This is a genomic window from Streptomyces marincola (genome assembly GCF_020410765.1).
In the GTDB taxonomy this organism is placed as follows: Bacteria; Actinomycetota; Actinomycetes; order Streptomycetales; family Streptomycetaceae; genus Streptomyces; species Streptomyces marincola.
In genome coordinates, this window is sequence record NZ_CP084541.1 from 4,703,131 (window position 1) to 4,720,438 (window position 17,308).

Genomic DNA, 17,308 nt, shown 5'->3' on the forward strand with positions numbered 1-17,308 from the left:
GCGCGCCCCGCGGGCGGGCTCAGGCCAGGCCCCGGCGGGCGACCGCCGGCGGCCGGCGGCCGGCGATGGCGGCCACCATGTCGAGGACCTGCCGGGTCTCGGCGACCTCGTGCACGCGGTAGACCCGCGCGCCGAGCCACGCCGAGACCGCGGTGGCCGCAAGCGTGCCGAGCAGCCGCTCCTGGACGGGCCGGTCGAGCGTTTCCCCGACGAAGTCCTTGTTGGACAGGGAGACCAGCACGGGCCAGCCGGTGGCGGTCATCTCCTCAAGCCGCCTGGTGGCCTCAAGGGAGTGCCGGGTCGACTTCCCGAAGTCGTGCCCCGGGTCGATGAGGACCGCGTCGCGGCGCACGCCGAGGGCCACCGCGCGCTCCGCGAGCCCCACGGTGGTCCGCAGGATGTCGGCCATCACGTCCTCGTAGGCCACCCGGTGCGGGCGGGTGCGGGGGCGGGCGCCGCCGGCGTGCGTGCACACCAGGCCGGCGCCGTGCCGGGCCGCCACCTCGGCCAGCTTCGGGTCGACGCCGCCCCAGGCGTCGTTCAGCAGGTCGGCGCCCGCCGCGCACACGGCCTCCGCGACCTCGTGCCGCCACGTGTCGACGCTGATCACGACCTCGGGGTACCGGCGGCGCACCTCCGCGACGAAGCCCGCGGTGCGGCGGATCTCCTCGGCCGCGTCCACCTCGTCGCCCGGTCCCGCCTTGACGCCGCCGATGTCGATGATCGCCGCGCCCTCGGCCACCGCCCGCTCGACGCGGGCGAGCGCCGCGTCGTCGCGGAAGGTCGCCCCCCGGTCGTAGAACGAGTCGGGCGTCCGGTTCACGATGGCCATGATCAGGTGCTCGTCCGGCCCGAACTCCCGTGCCCCCAGGCGCAGCATCCGTTCAGCTCCCCGTTCTCGCCCGTTCCGCCGCGGCGGCGTACGCTTCGAACCTACCTGCCCGCCATTGTCGGTGGTCCGTGCGACGATGCGCACGGCGCCGGTGCCCGTCCCGGCACCGGGACGGGCACCGCGACGGGTGCAGGCCGCCGCGCGGCGGCCGGGCGCAGGTGACGCCGGTCAGCGAGAGGTATGGGGGTCGGTATCCGTGTTCTGGTTTCTGATGGCGGCGATGGTCGTGGTGATCGCCGCGGTCACGCTCGCGGTCCTCGGCAGCGGCGACGGCTCGGGCGGGCCGGCGGCCGGAGGGCTCGCGGACGCCGAGCCGGACCGGCTGGACGACCCGCTGCCGCTGGACCGGCCGGTGGTCCCGGCGGACGTGGTGCGGGTGCGGCTGCCGGTCGCGCCGCGCGGGTACCGCATGGCCGAGGTGGACGACGTGCTCGACCGGCTCGCGGCCGAGCTGGCCGAGCGCGACGCGCGGATCACCGAGCTGGAGACGGCCCTGGCCGGGGCGGGGGCGAGCGCCGGGGCGCCGGCCGAGGCCGCGCGGGGCGAGGGCGCGGCCCCCCGGGACGGCAAGGGCTGAGCGCGGGCCCCGGTTCCTGGCTCACTCGCCGCGGAAGCGCGGCCTCTCCTTCGCGAGGAACGCGGCCACCGCGGCCCGGTGGTCGGCGCTCGCCCCGGCGACGGACTGGAGGTGGGCCTCCACTTCGAGCGTCTCCGTCAGCGGGTGGCCCGCCGCGTACATCAGGGCCTCCTTGACCGCCGCGTAGGCGACGGTGGGGCCCTCGGCCAGCGCGCGGGCGATCTCCCGCCCGGCGTCCGGCAGTTCGTCGTCGGGCACGACGCGCTGGGCGATGCCGAGCCGTTCGGCCTCCGCGGCGTCGATCTTCCTGGGGAACAGCAGCAGGTCAGCCGCCCGCCCCGGACCGACGAAGCGCTGGAGGGTCCAGGACAGGCCGGAGTCGGTGGCGAGCCCAATTCCCGTGAAGGCGGTGCTGAATGAGGCGCCGCTGGCCACCACGCGGTAGTCGGCCGCCAGCGCGAAGCCGAATCCCGCGCCCGCCGCGACGCCGTTCACGGCGGCCACCACGGGTTTCCGCATTCCCGCGATCGCGCTGACGACAGGGTTGTAGTGCAGGGCGACCGTGCGCAACGCGTCGCCTTCTTCCGCCAAACCCGCGGCGTGTTCCTTGAGGTCCTGCCCGACGCAGAAGGCCCGTCCTCGCCCGGTCAGGAGAACCGCGCGCACCGCGGAATCCGCCGCCGCGCGCCGCAAGCCGTCGCGCAACGCTTCCTTCGCGGTCACATTCAGGGCATTCATCGCCTCGGGGCGATTCAGCGTGACAGTCGCGAGACCGTCGGTTACGTCGTAGAGCACGGTGTCGGTGTCGGCCATGCCGCACAGCATGGCGCAGTGATCCGCGCTATCGCGGGACAATCGGCGGATTGAGTGGTTTTGCGCGTGTGCGTTGCCGAAGGGATACCGCCCAATGTTGGTCATCGGCACGTTCCATGCGGGATAATGGCCGGAAGCAATGTGTTCGATGCCGGCGGCCCCCGGGTTGTCGGCTTCGACGAGCTGGTTCAGGAAGGGGAACGAGCATGGCGGCCATGAAGCCGCGGACGGGCGATGGTCCGCTTGAGGTGACCAAGGAGGGGCGGGGCATAATCATGCGCGTTCCGCTCGAAGGCGGTGGCCGACTCGTCGTCGAGCTGACTCCGGACGAAGCAGTCGCGCTCGACGAGGAGCTGAAGAAGGTGACCGGCTGAGTCGCCGCCCTCCGAGCTGACTCGTCGGCGCCGCCCCGGACCACCCGTCCGGGGCGGCGCCGTCTCGTGCCCGGGGCGCGGACGGCGGCCCGGGCTCGCCTTCAGGCCCGCGCCGCGCACAGCAGCCCGTCGCCCACCGGGAGCAGCGCGGGGACCAGGTCCTTGCTCTCCCGTACCGCGCGCAGCAACTCGCGCAGCCGGCGCACCTCGGTGGGCTGAGCCGCCGAGTCCACGGTGCGCCCGCCGGCGAAGACCCCGGCGAAGCACACCAGCCCACCGGGCCGCAGGAGCCGCAACGATTCTCCGAGGTAGTCGAGGCATTCGAGCCGGTCGCCGTCGCAGAACACCAGGTCGTAGCCGCCGTCGGTCAGCCGGGGCAGCACGTCGAGCGCGTGCCCGGGGATGACCCGCGTGCGGTTCGCGGCGTACCCGGCCATCCGGAACGCCTGCCGGGCGAACTGCTGCCGCTCCGGCTCCACATCGACGGTCGTCAGCACCCCGTCGGGCCGCATGCCGGCGAGCAGGTGGATGCCCGAGACGCCGGTGCCGGTGCCGATCTCCACCACGGCCCTGGCCGCGGAGACGGTGGCGAGCAGCCGCAACGCGTCACCGGTGCCGGGTGTGACCGGGCGCACGCCCGCCTCGCCCGCGCGGTCGCGGGCCCAGTCGAGCGCCGCCCCTTCGGCGGTCCCGGCGTCCGGGGCGCCATACGCCTCGGCGAACGCCCAGCTCGTCAGCCGGTTGCCGGTAATGGCCCTCTCCTGTCCCCGTCATTCACGCGCTTTGACTGTAGCGAGTCCGCGGGGGAACAGGACGCCGGGACCGGACGTTGGATCATCGAACGGCCGCCCCCGGCGGGCGGCCCGGCGAAAAGCCGGTCCAAGGAATGCTTATCCGGAGCTAACGGGGCAGGTGGTTATGGTAGGGACCCCACTGGACACCACCAGATCCGACAGGGGAGGTGCGGCCTCGTCCACCGGCCGGGGAGTGCTCAGGCGCTTCCTGCGGGCACCCGGCGGGCCGAATTCTGTGACAGAGAACGCTCCTGACGCCGACCGGGCGCGGGCCGCCGCAGACGCGGCCGACGGCACCACCACGACCGTCGCCACGTTCAAGGAGGGCGCGGACAGCGCGACCTGGGCGCCGCCGAGCTGGGAGGAGATCGTCAGCACCCACAGCGCGCGCGTCTACCGGCTGGCGTACCGCCTCACGGGCAACCAGCACGACGCCGAGGACCTCACGCAGGAGGTCTTCGTCCGTGTCTTCCGTTCGCTGTCCACCTACACGCCCGGCACGTTCGAGGGCTGGCTGCACCGCATCACGACCAACCTGTTCCTCGACTCGGTGCGGCGCAAGCAGCGCATCCGCTTCGACGCGCTCGGCGACGACGCGGCCGACCGGCTGCCCAGCCGCGAGCCCACCCCCCAGCAGCACTTCAACGACACGCACTTCGACGCCGACGTGCAGCAGGCCCTGGACACCCTGGCCCCCGACTTCCGGGCGGCCGTGGTGCTGTGCGACATCGAGGGCCTCAGCTACGAGGAGATCGCCACCACCCTCGGCGTGAAGCTGGGCACCGTGCGCAGCCGCATCCACCGCGGTCGCTCCCACCTGCGCAAGGCGCTGCGGCACCGCTCGCCGCGCGTGCGCTCCGAGGCCGCGGCGCGCCCCGAGGCCGTGCTCGCCGCGGTCCCGGCGGGCCGGGGCACGGTGGAAGGCGGGGCGGAGTGAGTGGTTCAGGTGAGGACGGACCTGCCGACCGCCATCTGGGCGAGAGCCTGGCGGCCCTGGTCGACGGCGAGCTGACCCACGACAGCCGGGACCGGGTGCTGGCCCATCTCGCCACCTGCGCGCACTGCAAGGCGGAGGCGGACGCGCAGCGCGAGCTGAAGAACGTGTTCGCCCGCAGCGTGCTCCCCGGCCCGTCCGACGGGCTGCTCGCCCGGCTCCAGGCCCTGCCCGCGACCGACGCCGAGCGGGAGCGCGCGGTGGCCGACGGGCCCGATGACGAACCACCGCCCGACCGGTCGGCGACGCGGCGGACGTCGGCGCTGCGCCTCGACGCGCTGCCGGGCGGCAGGCAGCGCGGCTCGGTGCTCGGGCCGCCGGCCATCGCGGGCGAGCGGGGCTTCCGGATACACGAGCCGGGGACGGCGCGGACGCACCGCGGTCACCGGCTCGCTTTCGCCGCCGCGGGCGCGGTCTCGCTCGCCGCCTTCGCCATCGGCGGCACGGTCAGCGGCGTGGGCGCGGGCGCGGCCGGCGCCGGATCCGGCGCGCCGAGCGCGGTGTCGGCGGCCAGCGGCGTCACCCCGGCGCACGCCACCCGCCCTTCGGCCGCGCGTTCGGAGGAGGAAAGGCCGCTGCCCGCGGTACTGACGGCGCAGGCCGCCGGATTCGCGCTGCTCAGCGCCCCGGCCGGGCCCATCGGGTCGAGCGGGCAGCTGTTCCCGCTGATCGGCACCGGCCTCCACCTCGCCGGCGGAGGCGTCCCCTCCGCGTCGCCCAGCCTGCTCAACGCCCTGGGGCCGCGCTGAATCCGGGGCACTGACCTGGTTCAATGCGGAGCCGGGAGCGATACGCCGCGGACACGATGGGGAACGCCGCCATGGACAAGGGCAACAGCCTTCCCGGCCACCAGGGCGCGCCGGGCGGCTCCGGCGCGGGCGGGGAAGCGGAGCCGCCGGGCCACGACCCGTACGGCACCCCGCCGTACGGCCAGCCCGGCCCGTGGGCGCCGGCGCCGCCCGTGCGACGCCCCGACCCCACGCCACCGGTCGGCACCCACCTGCCGCCCGCCGCGCCGCCGCGCTACGACCCGTGGGCCGCGCCGGGCGGGACCGGCGCGGGCGGCGCGGCCGAGGCCGGTCGGCCGGCCCCGGAGGGCGCCGCGCCGCGAGGGCCCCGGCGCCTGCTCGCGGGCGCCGGCGTGATCGCGCTGGTCGCGGGCGTCCTCGGCGGCGCCGTGGGGGCGTACCTGGAGCGCGAGGGCGCGTTCAGCGAGGTGCGGCTGCCCCAGTCGGAGGCGGCGGACGAGCCGCCCGCCGAGGGCAGCATCGCCGGGATCGCGGAGGCCGCGCTGCCCGGCGTCGTCACGCTCGGCGGCGGCACCGGCTTCGTGATCGACGACCGGGGCCACATCCTCACCAACGCCCACGTCGTGCGGCCGGCCGAGCGCGGCGGCGGGATAGAGGTCACCTTCAGCAGCGGGGACACCGCGCGCGCCGAGGTCGTCGGGCAGGACAGCGGCTACGACCTGGCGGTGGTGCGGGTCACCGGGGTGTCGGGGCTCGCCCCGCTGCCGCTGGGCAACTCCGACGCCGTGCGCGTGGGCGACCCCGTGGTCGCCATCGGCGCGCCCTTCGACCTGGCGGGCACGGTCACCTCGGGCATCATCAGCGCCACCGAGCGCCCCATCACGGCGGGCGGCGAGCAGGCGGACGGCTCCGACGTCAGCTACGTCAACGCGCTCCAGACCGACGCACCGATCAACCCGGGCAACTCGGGCGGCCCGCTCGTGGACGCCGAGGGCCGCGTCATCGGCGTCAACAGCGCCATCCGCACCGCGGACGGCGGCGGCCTCGACCCCGGGGCGGCGGGCAGCGTGGGCCTCGGCTTCGCCATCCCGGTCAACCAGGCCAAGGACGTCGCCGAGCAGCTGATCAACGAGGGGCGCGCCAGCCACCCCGTGATCGGCGTCACCCTGGACACCGGCTACCCGGGCGACGGCGCGCGGGTCGGCAGCGCGTCGGGCGGCCGGGCCGTCGAGCCGGACGGCCCCGCGGACGCCGCGGGCGTCGAGGAGGGCGACGTCATCACCGCGGTCGACGGCGAGCCCGTGCGCGGCAGCGACGAGCTGATCGTGAAGATCCGCAGCCACCGGCCGGGGGACGAGCTGGAGCTGACCGTCGAGCGCGGCGGGGACGAGATCTCGCTGACGGTCACCCTGGGGGAGCGCTTCGGTGACTGAACGACGGCTCTTGACGCGGCCGTGGTCCGTCGTTCACCGCATCGTGGGCTACGCCGTCTCCCCTCCGCGGCCGTTGCCGGGTACCGTGGCCATCTACCGTTCGCGTCAGGGAGCTGTCAGGTGTTCTTCGATATAGGCTCACTGGAGTTCATCACGCTGATCATCCTGGCCATCCTGGTCTTCGGGCCGGAGAAGTTGCCCAAGATGATCCAGGACACGGCCCGGTTCATCCGCAAGGTCCGTGACTTCTCCGACAGCGCGAAGCAGGACATCCGGGAGGAGCTGGGCCCGGAGTTCAAGGACTTCGAGTTCGAGGACCTGAACCCGCGCAGGTTCGCCAAGAAGCACCTGCTGGACAACGACGACCTCGGCCTGAAGGAACTGACCAGCAGCCTCGACATGCGCAAGGAGCTGACCGAGGTCACCGACGCGGTCAACGGCAGGACCCCGAGGACGAGCCTGACGAAGACCCCGCCGGCCGCCGCGGCCTCCGGGGCCGGCGCGGCCGGTACCGTGTCGCTGGGCAAGAAGGGCGAGGCCGCGCCCGCCGCGGCCCCCAAGGACCCGCCGCCGTTCGACGCCGACGCCACCTGAGTGGATACGCCGCCCTTCGGGGCATATGACGCCCCGTGACCTCCCGGCCTGCCCTCCGCCCCGGATCCGTATGGCTATCCTCCCTATGTCCGGGGTGACCCCAGGACGAGGGCAACGAGGAGGCGTCGCGTTACATGGAGACGACGAGTCGGGCTGAGCCGCAGGACTCGACAGACGGTCCAGGCGCGTCCGGGGGCAAGCCCGTGCCGCAGGGGGTGCCGGGCGCGCGCCGGGCGGTGGAAGGCTACCTGATGGCGGGCTTCCCCTGGTACGGACTGGACGAGGCGTTCACGGGCCCCCGCTGGCTGATGCAGGTCGGGGTCTCCGCCGACGGCGCCGTGGAGCACGGCTCCGTCGGGCACGGCGACGAGCCGTCCCTGCGGGGCGAACTGGAGGACGACGAGCAGCGGTTCGCGGTCGTCGTGACCGTCGCGAGCCGCCCCGTGCGGCGCAGCCCGGACGGCACCGGGCTGCTTGAGGCCACCTCGGTGTCCTCGGCCGCCTGGCTGGCCGGCTCGGGACTGCTCTCGTGCACGTGGCCCGCCCAGATGGAACGCGCGCTGCGCCAGGACTGGCTCGACCAGCAGACCGCCATCGCGTGGGAGCTGGCCGACGACATGAACGGCGGCACCTGGACGGTGCTCTCGCTGCCCGTGGACGGCGTGCCCACCGACTTCCACTACCGGGAGTCCGAGTACGGGTGGGTGCTCGCCGGCGCGGCGCAGCACGACGTGCACATCGGCGCCTACGGGCGCGGCATGAGCGCGTACGGCCTCGGGTTCGCCGTGGTCAAGGACATCGAGAGCTACGCGGAGTAGCCCGCGGGCCCGCTCCGCGCGGGCCGGGCGGGCCGCCCGGCCCCCCGACGCGGCCGGGGCCGCGGGGAGCCGGGCGGGCGTCAGAACTTGTTGCGCGGCGTGATGCCGAGCGACAGGCCGGCGAGCCCGCGCTGGCGCGTGCCGAGCGCGGCGGCGACCTGGCGCAGCGCCGTTCCGGCGGGGGAGTCCGGGTCGGACAGCACGACGGGCTTGCCGTCGTCGCCGCCCTCGCGCAGCCGCACGTCGATCGGGATGCTGCCGAGCACGGGCACCTCGGCGCCGGTCGTCCTGGTCAGCCCCTCGGCCACGCGCCGGCCGCCGCCCGTGCCGAACACGTCGACCATCTCGCCGCAGTGCGGGCAGGGGAGGCCCGCCATGTTCTCCACGACGCCGACGATCTTCTGGTGGGTCTGCACCGCGATCGACCCGGCCCGTTCCGCGACCTCGGCCGCCGCCTGCTGCGGAGTGGTCACGACCAGGATCTCCGCGCCGGGCACCAGCTGCGCGACGGAGATCGCGATGTCGCCCGTGCCCGGCGGCAGGTCGAGCAGCAGCACGTCGAGGTCGCCCCAGTAGACGTCGGCGAGGAACTGCTGGAGCGCGCGGTGCAGCATCGGGCCGCGCCACACCACGGGCGCGTTGCCCGGGGTGAACATCCCGATGGAGATCACCTTCACGCCGTGCGCCGTCGGCGGCATGATCATGTTCTCGACCTGGGTGGGCCTGGCGTCGGTGCCGAGCATGCGGGGCACCGAGTGGCCGTAGATGTCGGCGTCCACGACGCCGACCTTCAGGCCGTCCGCGGCCAGCGCCGCGGCCAGGTTGACCGTGACGGACGACTTGCCGACGCCGCCCTTGCCCGAGGCCACCGCGTAGACGCGGGTCAGCGAGCCGGGCTGGGCGAACGGGACCTCCCGTTCGGCCTGCCCGCCCCGCAGCGTGGTGGCCAGGTCCTTGCGCTGCTCGTCGCTCATGACGTCGAGGTCGACCCTGACCCCGGAGACGCCGGGCACCGAGCGGACCGCCGCGGTCACGTCGGACGTGATCGAGTCCCGCATCGGGCAGCCGGCGATCGTCAGATACACCCCGACGGTCACCGTGCCGTCGGCGGCGACATCCACCGACTTGACCATGCCCAGGTCGGTGATGGGCCGGTGGATCTCCGGGTCGTTCACCCGCTTCAGCGCGGCCCGCACCGCTTCTTCCGTGGGCAGCGTGCCGGTCGCACCCGGGGCCGGGGGGGTATCGGTAGCCATGCCCCCGATGGTACGGCGCCCGGGCCGCGAGGGAGGACTCGACCTTCGGCCCGCGGGGCGCGGGCCGGTACGCTGCCGCCCGTGATCCCAACTGCCCCCACACAGCGGCTCAGGTGGCGCAGGACCATGGCAGGCGCGGCGTGCGCCGCGGTGCTCGCCGTGGCGACGGCGGCCTGCGGCGGTGCGGAGGAGCCCGAGGTCGAGACGAACGGTCTCGACGAGCTGGCCCCCGCGGAGATAGAGGAGCGCGCCAGGCAGGCGGCGGCCGAGGCGCCCACCGTGCGCCTGTCGGGCACGGTCCTGGTCGGCGACAGCTCCTTCCGGCTCGACGTGCGGCTGGGCGACGAGGGCGCCGTGGGCGAGGTGTCGGTCGAGGGCGTCACGTTCGAGGTGCTGCGCGTCGGCGAGGACCTGTACATCAAGGCGGACGCGGCGTTCTGGGAGAGCGAGGCGATCCCCGAGGAGCTGGAGTCCGACCCGGCCGAGAAGCTGGACGGCAAGTACGTGCGGGTGGCGCCCGACGACCCCGCGTACGCGGAGGTGAGCGGGTTCACCGACAAGGACACGCTCCTCGACGGGCTGCTCACGCTGGACGGCGAGCGCGCGACCGGCGAGGAGCGCGGCGAGATCGACGGCATGGAGACGCTGCGCGTCGAGGGGAACGCCGGGGCGGGCGGCGCCCTTGAGGTCGCCCTGTTCGGAACGCCGTACCCGCTGTGGATCGAGCGCGGCGGCGACGCGGGCGAGCTGTCGATGGACGACTGGGGCGAGGAGTTCTCGCTGAACCCGCCGCCCGAGGACGAGGTCGTGGACTACGGGGACGCCATGATCACCGAGGCGGCTGAGTAGCGCCGCGGCCCCGCCGGCCGCCCGCACGGCGGGCCGGCAGGCCCGTGGGCACCCGCACGCGGGTGGCCGCGGGGGTCGGCAGCGGCCGGGCCGCACCGGACTCGGCGGGCATGGCGCCGGGCCGCCTGGACGGCTCCCCGGCCGGCTCAAGGCGCAGCACCCGGCAGGTCGCGGCCCACCTCTCCGCGAGCCCCTCGGCGTCCGGGGCGTTCAGCCGCTTGGCCGCGAGTTCGGCGACCGCCGAGGCCCAGACCTCGCCGCGCGGGGCCGGCTCGGTGACGAGCGCGGGCCACTCCACGAGCAGCCCGCCCTTGTCCTTGCTGCGGCAGCCGACCGCGGCGGGCGCGCCGTCCTCAAGGCCGAGGTCGTCGAGCGGCTGCTCGCCCGGGCCGCCGACCAGGCACACCGCGCCGTCGTGCCAGACGTGCCACAGGGCGCGCCGCGGCCCCCGCGGGCCCCGGACCCACACCAGCGCGGACTTCTTCGCGGCCTCCTCGATCAGGGCGCGGCCGAACGCGGGCGTGGTCGTCATGGGCGGAGCGTAGCCCGCCGCGGTGTCAGGCGGACAGCCCGAGGGCGGCCATCCGCTTGGTGTGCGCCTCGGTGATGCGGGAGAACATCCGGCCGATCTCCGCGAGGTCGAAGCCGTCGGCCACGCCCCCCACGAGCATCGTCGACAGGGCGTCCCGGTCGGCCACCACGCGCTGCGCCTGGGACAGCGCCTCACCCATCAGCCTGCGGGCCCACAGGGCGAGCCGGCCGCCGACGCGCGGATCGGCCTCGATGGCGGCGCGCACCTTCTCCACCGCGAACGACGCGTGGCCGGTGTCGTCGAGCACCGCGAGCACCAGCGCGCGGGTGTCGGAGTCGAGCCTGACCGCGACCTCGCGGTAGAAGTCGGCGGCGATGGCGTCGCCCACGTACGCCTTGACCAGCCCTTCGAGCCAGTCGGACGGCGCGGTCAGGCGGTGGAACTCCTCAAGGGCGGACGCGAACGGCTCCATCGCCGCCGCCGGGTCCTCGTCGATCTCCCGCAGCCGGCCCGTCAGCCGTTCGAAGTGCTGGAACTCGGCCGCCGCCATCCGGGCCAGCGCGGCCTTGTCGGCGAGGGCGGGCGCCAGCTTCGCGTCGTCGGCGAGACGTTCGAACGCGGCCAGCTCGCCGTAGGCGAGAGCGCCGAGCAGGTCGACGACGGCCGCCCGGTAGCGGGGGTCGGCGGAGGACTCGGCCCAGTCCGCCGCGGCGACGCCGGTGAGCTCGCGGGACCGCTCCTCGGCGGTCGCGTCGGGACTCGGGGTCTTCGGCGTCTCCATCAGGTCTCCCAGGTCTCCTCCGCAGGCGGATCGGCGTCGCGCCCGGCAACGGTCACGCCAGTGCACAATAGTCCCTGGCAGCGGGTCGTCGGGCCCGGCCGTCGGCCCGGGTGACAGGGCCTGACACATGTGCGCCGTTCCGGGGTACAGTGGTATAGCGGCTCACTCGTATGTCTCACTGGTACGCGGTGAGCCCATCCCCATGCCGGAGACCTGGGCCCGGAAAGCGCGGATCGCCCAGGGAACCCCAGGATGCCCGGTCGGTGGCCCGATCGGCTCCGACCTGACCAGCCCTCCGCGCGGTGCGGTGCGGGTGCCCCCGGGCCTGTCCGGGAAACCCCGCTCCATCCGTGGCATGAGGGGCCCCGCTCGCGCGGTGCGTGCGCTTGAGCGAGACGACCGGGTCCCGTGCCGGACGACCGGCCCCCCTCGGGGGCCGCCGCTCGACGGCACGGTGCAATCGACCCGCCTCGCCGCCGGGTACCGCGTCACACAGAAGAGGCAACGACCCTGTCCGCTACCAGCACCACTTTCCGAGATCTCGGAATCCTGGCCGAGACAGCCGAGGCCCTGGAGGCCGTCGGCATCGTCACCCCCTTCCCCATCCAGGAAATGACCCTCCCCGTCGCACTCGCGGGCACCGACGTCATCGGGCAGGCGAAGACGGGCACCGGCAAGACCCTCGGCTTCGGGCTGCCCCTGCTCGAAGCCGTGACCGTCCCGGCCGACGTCGAGTCGGGACGCGCCACCCCGAGCCGGCTCAGTGACGGGCCGCAGGCCCTCGTCGTCGTCCCCACCCGCGAGCTGTGCCAGCAGGTGACCAACGACCTGCTCACCGCCGGCAAGGTCCGCAACGTGCGGGTCCTGTCGATCTACGGCGGCCGGGCGTACGAGCCGCAGGTCGAGGCGCTCGCCAAGGGCGTCGACGTGGTCGTCGGCACCCCGGGCCGCCTGCTCGACCTCGCGGCCCAGCGCAAGCTGAACCTCTCCGAGGTGCGCTGCCTCGTCCTCGACGAGGCGGACGAGATGCTCGACCTCGGTTTCCTGCCCGACGTGGAGCGGATCATCGAGCTGCTGCCGCCCAAGCGGCAGACGATGCTGTTCTCCGCCACCATGCCGGGGCAGGTCATCGGCCTCGCCCGGCGCTACATGAGCCAGCCCACCCACATCCGCGCCTCCGAGCCCGACGACCACGGCGCGACTGTGGCGAACATCACGCAGCACGTCTTCCGCGCGCACTCGCTGGACAAGCCCGAGATGGTCGCGCGCATCCTCCAGGCCGAGGGCCGGGGGCTCGCGATGGTGTTCTGCCGCACGAAGCGGACCGCGGCCGACGTCGCCGAGCAGCTCGGCAGGCGGGGCTTCGCCGCCGCCGCCGTGCACGGCGACCTGGGCCAGGGCGCGCGCGAGCAGGCCCTGCGGGCGTTCCGCAACGGCAAGGTCGACGTGCTGGTCTGCACCGACGTCGCGGCCCGCGGCATCGACGTCGACGGCGTCACCCACGTGATCAACTACCAGACGCCCGAGGACGAGAAGACCTACCTGCACCGCGTCGGCCGCACCGGCAGGGCGGGCGCGACCGGCACCGCCGTGACGCTCGTGGACTGGGACGACATCCCGCGCTGGCAGCTGATCAACAAGGCGCTCGACCTGGCGTTCCCCGATCCGCCCGAGACCTACTCGACCTCCCCGCACCTGTTCCAGGCGCTCGGCATCCCCGAGGGCACCAAGGGCACGCTGCCGCGTGCCGAACGCACCAGGGCCGGGCTCGACGCCGAGGAGATGGAAGACCTCGGCGGCCCCGGTGCCAAGCGCCGCGGGCGTGAGCCCCGCGGGCGCGAGGCCCGCCAGGCCCCGGCCCGCACGCCCAGGCAGCGCCGCCGCACGCGCGGCGGGGTCGCGCTCGCCGTGCCCGGCGAGGGCGGGGCGGGCGGCGGCACGCCGGCCGCCGAGGCGGCGGCCGGCGCCGAGTCCGGCGAGTCCGGCGAGTCCGCGGCAGCGCCGCGCACCCCGCGCCGCAGGCGCCGCCGCACGCGCGGCGGGCAGCCGGGCGCCGCGGAACGCCCCGCCGCGGAGTCCTGAGGCTGCGGTCGGCCGGGCGAGCCGTCAGCCGGCGGTGCCGCGCAGCACCGGCTCGCCGTCCCGGGTCAGGCGCCAGCCGCCGCCCGCGGCGGCGAACGCCGCCGGGTCGATCCGGCCGTGCGCGCGCACCCAGGAGGCCAGCGTGTCGCGGAACGGCTCCTGCCCGGACCACAGGCGTTCTGCGCCGGCGATGTGCGGATAGTTCCCGCCGCCGCCGGCGCGGTGCGCGGTGACCGCGAGCACGAACGCGTCGTCGTCCGCCACCGGCCGCCCGGCGTGCGCGAGCGCGGTGACGCGGGTGCCCGCGGGGCGCGCGATGTCGATGTCGTAGCGGACGCCCCCGACCACGTCGTAGTCGTAGTCGGGGACGCCGTCCGCGTTCGTCAGGGCCGCCGGGTCCGCCACCGGCGCGCCCGGCGGGGTCCGCGCGAAGTAGCGCGCCGCGTGCTCCAGGTAATCCCGCAGCCGCGCGCCCGAGATCAGCCGGGCCTCAAGCGTGCTCCCGTACGGGTCGAGTCCGGCGAGCGCGCCCAGGGTGACCCGGCCGGCCGGGATCGCGGCGGTCCGCGGCGGCAACGCCACCTGCGCGAGCACGGGAACGCCCGCGGCGCGCGTCCCGGAAAGGGCGGCGCGCACGGTCTCCGCCCGCACGTGGCCGATGAAGCGCACGAGCGGCGTGTCGCGCCAGGGCGCCTCGGCCGCCGTCATGGCCCGCGCGGCGCCGCCGATCCGCTGCCCGGTGTGCGCCACGGCCCGCGCGTGGCCGGGGGCGGCCAGGGCGGTGACGCGCGGGTCCTCCGGCACGCCCGCGCTGGAGAGCACCCGCGCGGTGACCGTGTCCGTGCGCCACCCGCCGTTCTCGCGCACGAGCGCGAAGTCGAACACGGACAGCCGCTTGCCCCAGTACAGGGGTTCTGAGAGCGCCACGTCCCGGCCGGTCACGGCGTTGCGGACCCGCCGTTCCCCGACCTCCTCGTGCGCGTGGCCCACCAGGACGGCGTCGATGCCGGGCACGCGGCGCGCGAGCCGGACGGCCGCGTGCTCCGCGTGGGGCACCCGGTCGCCGTACGAGGACGGGCCGCCGGCGCCCGAGTGGGCCGCGACGATCACCACGTCGGCGCCCAGGGCGCGCAGCCGCGGCACGTGGCGCGCGGCCTCTTCCGGCAGGCCGGAGAAGGCCAGCCGGCCCTCGACGGCCGACCGGGCCCACAGGGCGGTGCCCGGGTTGGTCAGGCCGAGCACGGCCACGTGGACGTCGGGACCCGAGGGCGTGCGCAGCCGGGTCCGCCAGTGGGGCGGGAACGCCGGCCGCCCCGTGCGCGCGTCCAGCGCGTTGGCGGCGAGCAGCGGAAAGTCGCACTGGCGCTCGAACGCGCGCAGCAGGGGGATGCCGTAGTCGAAGTCGTGGTTGCCGAGGGCCGCCGCGTCGTAGCCGACGGCGTTCATCGCCAGGGCCATCGGGTGCGGGGCGGCGCCCTCGCGGGTGATCGGCTCGACCCTGGCGTGGTAGTCGGCGAGCGCGGTGCCCTGGAGGGTGTCGCCCGCGTCGATCAGGAGGGTGCGCGCGCGGCCCCGGTCGGCGCGGACCTCGTCGACGAGCGTGGACAGCCTGGCGAGGCCGATGTCGCCGGAACCCGGGCCCGCGTACGGCGCGCCCGCGACGTAGTCCCAGTCGAGGGCGTGGCCGTGCAGGTCGGCCGTGCCGAGCACGGTGAACGTGAACCGGTCGCGCCGCGGCGTGGGGGCCGCGCGCGGGACGCGGGCCGCGCCGGTGGTCGTCCTCGGGGCGAGCGGCATGCGTGGCTCCTGGTGGTTCGGCCGGCGGTGGGTGACGCGCGGGGGATTGTGCCCCGGGGCGCCCGTTCCGCGACACCCGGGCCCGTTGAGCGACACCCGGGCCCGCGCCCGAGCCCGCGCGAGTCGGTTCCCGGGCCCGCGGCGGCGCGGCCGGCCGGGTTACCTTCGATGGTGTGAGCAGACCGCCGTTCTGTGTGCCGCCCGCCGGGGTCGGGGCCCACCGCCTCGCCACCCGGCGCGGCACGTTCGCCGTCCTGGACGCCGCACCGGCCTGCGAGCCGGTCGGGACGGTCCTCCTCGTGCCCGGCTACACCGGCAGCAAGGAGGACTTCATCGCGCTCCTCGAACCGCTGGCCGCCGCCGGCTACCGCGCGGTCGCCGTGGACGGGCGGGGGCAGTACGAGACGACCGGCCTGCCGGGCCGGACCGCCTACGGGCTCGGTGCCCTCGCGGAGGACGTGCTGGCGCAGGCGGACGCGCTGGGCGCGGGCCCGGTCCATTTGGTGGGGCACTCGCTCGGCGGCCTGATCTCGCGCGGCGCGGTGCTGCGCGCGATGGCCGCGGGGCTGCCGTCGCCGTTCGCGTCGCTCACGCTGATCGCCTCGGGGCCGGGGCGCGTCGCCCGCTCGCAGCGGTGGCGGGCCCGCGCGCTGCGCGTCGGGCTGCCCCTGCTCGGCGCGGCCCGGGTGTGGCGCGCGGTGCACCGGCGGGTGGAGCCGGGGGAGGTGGGCGCGTTCCTGCACCGCCGCTGGCTGGCCAACGCGCCCGACCAGCTGCTGGTGACCGGGCGCACCCTGCGGTACGAGCCGGACCGGGTGGCGCGGCTGGCCGCGGCCGGGCTGCCCGTGCACGTGCTGTCGGGGGAGCGGGACGGCGCGTGGCCGGTGCCGCTGCTCGACGGCATGGCGGCCCGGCTGAACGCGCGGCGCACGGTCGTCACCGGCGCCGGGCACTCGCCGAACGCCGAGCGGCCCGAGGCCACGGCCGCGGCGCTCGTGGCGTTCTGGCAGGACACGGCGGCCCGGCCGGGGGGCGGGAGCGGGACAGCGGCCGCCGAGGCGGCCGGCGCCGGCGGGGGCGTCAGCCGGCGGCCGTCAGCGGACGGGCACCCTTCGCCCGCCGCGTGATCTCCGCGTAGGTCTCGGGGGACGTCGTGTGCTCGCCGAGGCGGCACCACTTGCGCGTGCCGTGGTAGTCGCTCGACCCGGTGGTGAGCAGCCCGAGGTCGGCCGCCATGCCCCGCAGCCGGTCCCGCGTCGCGGCGTCGTGGTCGATGTGGTCCACCTCGACGCCGTCGAGCCCCGCCCCGGCGAGCAGGGCGATGGCCGAGTCGGGCACGACCCGCCCGCGGCGCGCCGCCAGGGGGTGGGCGAACACGGCGACGCCGCCCGCGTCGTGGATGAGGCGGATGGCCGTGACGGCGTCGAGCTCGTGCTTGTCGACGTGCGCGCGCCCGCCGTCACCGATCCACTCCTGCGTGAACGCGGCGGACACGTCGTCGATGACGCCGACCTCGATCATGGCGGTGGCGATGTGCGGACGCCCCACCGCGCCCTGGGCCAGCTCGCGCACGCGCTCCCAGCGCACCGGTACGCCGAGTTCGTTCAGCCGGGCCACGATGGCCCGCGCCCTGTGCGTCCGGTCGTCGCGCAGCAGCTCGCGCTCCCGGGCCAGTTCGGGCTCGGCCGGGTCGAACAGGTACGCCAGCATGTGCAGGCTCACCCCGTCGAGGCGGCAGGAGATCTCCGCGCCGGTCACCAACGTCAGCCCGGGCGGCAGGGCCGCGGCGGCCTCCGCGTGGCCCGCGACCGTGTCGTGGTCGGTGAGCGCGACGACGTCGAGGCCCGCGGCGCGCGCCGCCGCCACCAGCTCGGCGGGGGAGTCGGTGCCGTCGGACGCCGTGGAGTGGGTGTGCAGGTCGATGAGCACACCGCCACCATAGCGGCGGCGCGGGACCCTCCCGCCCGCCGGTG

General features: G+C 75.5%; 18 protein-coding genes. 10 read left to right on the plus strand and 8 right to left on the minus strand.

The genetic code is table 11. From position 1 onward, the window contains the following. Positions 1-19: 19 nt before the first annotated feature. Positions 20-880 carry a dihydropteroate synthase gene (folP, locus tag LC193_RS20745; RefSeq protein WP_226076360.1) on the minus strand — a complete coding sequence of 287 codons (861 nt, stop codon included), beginning with the start codon at positions 878-880 and terminating at the stop codon, positions 20-22. A gap of 208 nt (positions 881-1,088) precedes the next feature. Here folP and LC193_RS20750 point away from each other — a divergent pair, with 208 nt between their 5' ends. Then, entirely contained in the window at positions 1,089-1,469 is a 381-nt protein-coding gene (locus LC193_RS20750; protein ID WP_226076362.1) for a DivIVA domain-containing protein, read from the plus strand. A gap of 21 nt (positions 1,470-1,490) precedes the next feature. Here LC193_RS20750 and LC193_RS20755 read toward each other — a convergent pair whose 3' ends face one another. After that, positions 1,491-2,282 carry an enoyl-CoA hydratase/isomerase family protein gene (locus tag LC193_RS20755; protein WP_404819549.1) on the minus strand — a complete coding sequence of 264 codons (792 nt, stop codon included), beginning with the start codon at positions 2,280-2,282 and terminating at the stop codon, positions 1,491-1,493. Positions 2,283-2,488: 206 nt separating this feature from the next. Between LC193_RS20755 and LC193_RS20760 the strand changes: the two genes are divergently transcribed. Next, the gene (locus LC193_RS20760; protein ID WP_019434894.1) at positions 2,489-2,656 is read left to right on the plus strand and encodes a DUF3117 domain-containing protein; all 168 of its coding nucleotides are present in this window, start codon (positions 2,489-2,491) and stop codon (positions 2,654-2,656) included. A 101-nt stretch (positions 2,657-2,757) separates the two neighbouring features. On the opposite strand, the gene LC193_RS20765 is transcribed toward LC193_RS20760, so the two are convergent. Continuing rightward, positions 2,758-3,408, minus strand: a complete 651-nt coding sequence (locus LC193_RS20765) for an O-methyltransferase (RefSeq protein ID WP_226078820.1) — start codon at positions 3,406-3,408, stop codon at positions 2,758-2,760. A gap of 166 nt (positions 3,409-3,574) precedes the next feature. On the opposite strand from LC193_RS20765, the gene sigE reads away from it, so the two are divergent. From sigE to LC193_RS20790, 5 genes are all read left to right on the plus strand, one after another. After that, positions 3,575-4,387 carry an RNA polymerase sigma factor SigE gene (sigE, locus tag LC193_RS20770; RefSeq protein ID WP_226076364.1) on the plus strand — a complete coding sequence of 271 codons (813 nt, stop codon included), beginning with the start codon at positions 3,575-3,577 and terminating at the stop codon, positions 4,385-4,387. Further along, positions 4,384-5,193, plus strand: coding sequence for a zf-HC2 domain-containing protein (locus tag LC193_RS20775; RefSeq protein ID WP_226076366.1), 810 nt, complete (start codon positions 4,384-4,386; stop codon positions 5,191-5,193). The genes sigE and LC193_RS20775 overlap by 4 nt, the downstream gene beginning before the upstream one ends. 23 nt (positions 5,194-5,216) lie before the next feature. Then, positions 5,217-6,626 (plus strand): S1C family serine protease, encoded by a 1,410-nt coding sequence (locus LC193_RS20780; protein WP_226076368.1) that lies wholly within the window; start codon positions 5,217-5,219, stop codon positions 6,624-6,626. A 120-nt stretch (positions 6,627-6,746) separates the two neighbouring features. Further along, the gene (locus LC193_RS20785; protein WP_226076369.1) at positions 6,747-7,220 is read left to right on the plus strand and encodes a sec-independent translocase; all 474 of its coding nucleotides are present in this window, start codon (positions 6,747-6,749) and stop codon (positions 7,218-7,220) included. 134 nt (positions 7,221-7,354) lie between these two features. Then, a complete protein-coding gene (locus LC193_RS20790; protein WP_226076371.1) occupies positions 7,355-8,038 on the plus strand; it encodes a hypothetical protein in 684 nt (227 codons plus the stop codon). 80 nt (positions 8,039-8,118) lie between these two features. On the opposite strand, the gene LC193_RS20795 is transcribed toward LC193_RS20790, so the two are convergent. Next, entirely contained in the window at positions 8,119-9,294 is a 1,176-nt protein-coding gene (locus LC193_RS20795; protein ID WP_226076373.1) for an Mrp/NBP35 family ATP-binding protein, read from the minus strand. An 81-nt stretch (positions 9,295-9,375) separates the two neighbouring features. On the opposite strand from LC193_RS20795, the gene LC193_RS20800 reads away from it, so the two are divergent. After that, positions 9,376-10,143 carry a hypothetical protein gene (locus LC193_RS20800; protein ID WP_226076376.1) on the plus strand — a complete coding sequence of 256 codons (768 nt, stop codon included), beginning with the start codon at positions 9,376-9,378 and terminating at the stop codon, positions 10,141-10,143. On the opposite strand, the gene LC193_RS20805 is transcribed toward LC193_RS20800, so the two are convergent. Both LC193_RS20805 and LC193_RS20810 read right to left on the minus strand, forming a co-directional pair. Then, entirely contained in the window at positions 10,124-10,675 is a 552-nt protein-coding gene (locus LC193_RS20805; protein ID WP_226076379.1) for a hypothetical protein, read from the minus strand. The two genes, LC193_RS20800 and LC193_RS20805, sit on opposite strands and share 20 nt — an antisense overlap. 25 nt (positions 10,676-10,700) lie before the next feature. Next, positions 10,701-11,456 carry a ferritin-like fold-containing protein gene (locus tag LC193_RS20810; protein ID WP_226076382.1) on the minus strand — a complete coding sequence of 252 codons (756 nt, stop codon included), beginning with the start codon at positions 11,454-11,456 and terminating at the stop codon, positions 10,701-10,703. 612 nt (positions 11,457-12,068) lie between these two features. Here LC193_RS20810 and LC193_RS20815 point away from each other — a divergent pair. Then, positions 12,069-13,538, plus strand: coding sequence for a DEAD/DEAH box helicase (locus LC193_RS20815; RefSeq protein ID WP_226076386.1), 1,470 nt, complete (start codon positions 12,069-12,071; stop codon positions 13,536-13,538). A 24-nt stretch (positions 13,539-13,562) separates the two neighbouring features. Here the strand turns inward: LC193_RS20815 and LC193_RS20820 are convergent, their stop codons facing one another. After that, positions 13,563-15,335 (minus strand): bifunctional metallophosphatase/5'-nucleotidase, encoded by a 1,773-nt coding sequence (locus LC193_RS20820; protein ID WP_226076388.1) that lies wholly within the window; start codon positions 15,333-15,335, stop codon positions 13,563-13,565. Positions 15,336-15,508: 173 nt separating this feature from the next. On the opposite strand from LC193_RS20820, the gene LC193_RS20825 reads away from it, so the two are divergent. Further along, positions 15,509-16,462: an alpha/beta fold hydrolase gene (locus LC193_RS20825; RefSeq protein ID WP_226076390.1), complete on the plus strand. Its 954-nt coding sequence runs from the start codon at positions 15,509-15,511 to the stop codon at positions 16,460-16,462. On the opposite strand, the gene LC193_RS20830 is transcribed toward LC193_RS20825, so the two are convergent. Further along, positions 16,416-17,264 (minus strand): PHP domain-containing protein, encoded by an 849-nt coding sequence (locus LC193_RS20830; protein WP_226076393.1) that lies wholly within the window; start codon positions 17,262-17,264, stop codon positions 16,416-16,418. The genes LC193_RS20825 and LC193_RS20830 overlap by 47 nt on opposite strands. Between the last annotated feature and the right edge of the window lie 44 nt (positions 17,265-17,308).